The sequence below is a fragment of the Okeania sp. SIO2F5 genome (genome assembly GCF_010692685.1).
Lineage (GTDB): Bacteria > Cyanobacteriota > Cyanobacteriia > Cyanobacteriales > Microcoleaceae > Okeania > Okeania hirsuta.
On sequence record NZ_JAAHGU010000277.1, the window covers coordinates 1 to 2,764 of the forward strand.

The 2,764-nt window shown below is 37.3% G+C and carries 4 protein-coding genes; 3 read left to right on the forward strand and 1 reads right to left on the reverse strand.

The window, feature by feature from the left end; genetic code table 11:
* Positions 1-120: 120 nt before the first annotated feature.
* Positions 121-426 (reverse strand): cyclic nucleotide-binding domain-containing protein, encoded by a 306-nt coding sequence (locus F6K27_RS32830; RefSeq protein ID WP_287280135.1) that lies wholly within the window; start codon positions 424-426, stop codon positions 121-123.
* A gap of 82 nt (positions 427-508) precedes the next feature.
* Here F6K27_RS32830 and F6K27_RS32835 point away from each other — a divergent pair, with 82 nt between their 5' ends.
* The 3 genes from F6K27_RS32835 (at position 509) to F6K27_RS32845 (ending at position 2,163) form a co-directional block, all read left to right on the forward strand.
* A complete protein-coding gene (locus F6K27_RS32835; RefSeq protein WP_287280137.1) occupies positions 509-1,786 on the forward strand; it encodes an FGGY-family carbohydrate kinase in 1,278 nt (425 codons plus the stop codon).
* Between the two features lie 81 nt (positions 1,787-1,867).
* The gene (locus F6K27_RS32840; protein WP_275670305.1) at positions 1,868-1,993 is read left to right on the forward strand and encodes a hypothetical protein; all 126 of its coding nucleotides are present in this window, start codon (positions 1,868-1,870) and stop codon (positions 1,991-1,993) included.
* Between the two features lie 5 nt (positions 1,994-1,998).
* Positions 1,999-2,163, forward strand: a complete 165-nt coding sequence (locus F6K27_RS32845) for a hypothetical protein (RefSeq protein ID WP_287280138.1) — start codon at positions 1,999-2,001, stop codon at positions 2,161-2,163.
* The last annotated feature ends 601 nt before the right edge of the window (positions 2,164-2,764 follow it).

Consider the following 2,764-nt stretch of genomic DNA (forward strand, 5'->3'; position numbering starts at 1 on the left):
GCATCCTTAAAACTTTAACCTTTAGCGATCGCCTAATTTATGAAAAATACAGCTCATACAGTTACTTTTATGTTACATTATCAATATTTATGTAATATGTAAAGATGCCAGCGCTCATTGCTATAATTTATCTCGAGTAACACACCACAAAGTGCAGCCATTTTCTCCGGCTTTTACTGTACCTACACGCTCAGTTCCCAAAATAAAACCATTTTCGCCAATAAAATCTCCTGGGCCAATCCAAATTTCCGTGTCACCATAGTATAAAAAGACTTCACCTTCAAGTGTTATGTAGAGATGTTCTGATTTATCCCCATGAGTATACAAAACTTCATTTGGTCCTAAAACTACTTTTTTACCTAACCACTGTATTTTAAAAAGGACTTGTGGGGAAATCATCGTCGATAACTTTGTATCTGATAGCATTTTTAATTTTTGTACTAAACTATAACGTCTTAGTTTTTGTATATAATTTTCTAGTTTAAATTATAGCAAGTTTTTAGTTAAAATGAATTTATACTTAGGGCTTGATTTTGGCACTTCGGGAGCGCGTGCTGTAGTTATTGACTCGAATTTTCAAGTTAAAGCACAAACACAGTATGTCTGGGAAAATACTCAACAAAATAAATTGCCTCATGTTTGGCAAACGGCTTTATTTAATCTCATTTCCCATATTCCCCAAGAAATGCGAGGAGATATTCGAGCGATCGCTATTGATGGTACTTCGGCAACTGTACTATTGTGCAATAGTTATGGTCAACCTGTGACTGAAGCGCTTCTTTACAATGACAGTAGGGGAGTGGCAATGATGGATAAGTTGAAAAGTATTGCTCCTTCTAATCATCCTGTTATTAGTGCGACTTCTAGTTTTGCAAAGTTGTTATGGTTGATTGAAAATATTTCTCTGTCAAATCAAACTTATTATTTTTTGCATCAAGCTGACTGGTTAGGGTTTTTGCTTCATGGAAAACTAGGAGTGAGCGACTATAACAATGTTTTGAAACTAGGTTATGATGTCGGCAATTTATCTTACTCAAACTGGTTGACTGATTTTGTTAATTCTGAAGTTGGGGGAAATATTCTTTTACCTGAAGTCGTCACACCAGGTGCAATAGTGGGGAATGTTACTCCAGAAGTTGTTAATAGTCTTGGTCTATCTCCTGAATGTGTTGTCTGTGGGGGTACAACAGATAGCATTGCTGCTTTTATCGCTAGTGGTGCGAATACTCCGGGAGAAGCAGTAACTTCTTTGGGTTCGACTCTAGTGTTAAAACTGTTGAGTCGTACTAGAGTTGATGATGCTAAATATGGCATTTATAGTCATCGTCTCGGAGATTTGTGGTTAGTGGGTGGCGCTTCTAATACTGGAGGTGCTGTTTTACGACACTTTTTTACTGATGCTGAGTTAGAAAATTTCAGCAGACAAATAAACCCTAATTTTGAAAGTGGGTTAGATTATTATCCCTTGCTACAAAAGGGCGATCGCTTTCCGATAAATGACCCAGAATTAATGCCACGATTAACCCCTAGACCAGAAAATCCTATGAAGTTTCTTCATGGTTTGCTTGAAGGTATTGCCAAAATTGAATTACGAGGCTATGAATTGTTGCAAGCATTAAGCGCAGCTACACTCACCAATGTCTATACTGCTGGGGGCGGCGCTAAAAATCCTATTTTTACAGCGATTCGGGGACGGTATTTACAAGTACCTATTACGAAAGCTGTTTATACAGATGCAGCCTATGGTAGTGCTGTTTTAGCAAGTCGTCAGTTTATTGCACAATAGTTTTGAAATTTTTAACCGACCCACAAAAGCGATCGCCTTGGGAAATGGAATTTTACTTACACAGAGGGTGAATTAAGGTTTTTGCCTGATTCTAGCAATAGAATAGAGCCATCAAAAAAACTCCAACGTTATAGTTTTTCAACGGAATTCTTACCCACAAAAGCGATCGCCTTGGGGAATGGAATTATTGCACCGACGGTAAATTAAGACTTTTGCCAGACTCTAGCAATAGAATAGATAAATCAAAAAAACTTCAACGTTATAGTTTTTCGACGGAGGTTTGTATTTATCTATTGTACAATAGTTTTGAGATGTTTAACCGACTCACAAAAGCGATCGCCTTGGGGAATGGAATTATTGCACCGACGGTAAATTAAGACTTTTGCCAGACTCTAGCAATAGAATAGATAAATCAAAAAACTCCAACGTTATAGTTTTTCGACGGAGGTTTGTATTTATCTATTGTACAATAGTTTTGAGATGTTTAACCGACTCACAAAAGCGATCGCCTTGGGGAATGGAATTTTACTTACACAGAGGGTAAATTAAGGTTTTTGCCTGATTCTAGCAATAGAATAGATAAATCAAAAAAAACTCCAACGTTATAGTTTTTCAACGGAATTCTTACCCACAAAAGCGATCTCCTTGGGGAATGGAATTTTACTTACACAGAGGGTAAATTAAGGTTTTTGCCTGATTCTAGCAATAGAATAGATATAGCAATGAGCGCTGGCACGCTTTACATACTACTAATGTCTTAACATGTAGTATTAAGTTCTGCTACATGACCGATATTTTTGATATGCGATCGCAACTCAGTTCCTCTGTCGTGAGCCAAATATGCTTTTGCCTGCCATATCTGACATCAGAAGGTCTGCGATCGTGTCTCGGTTTCACCCCATCCAACCATGCTGATCTTCAAGTTTTATAGACTCGCTCCTTGAAATTTAATTCCTTGGAATAATTGATTTAACTACT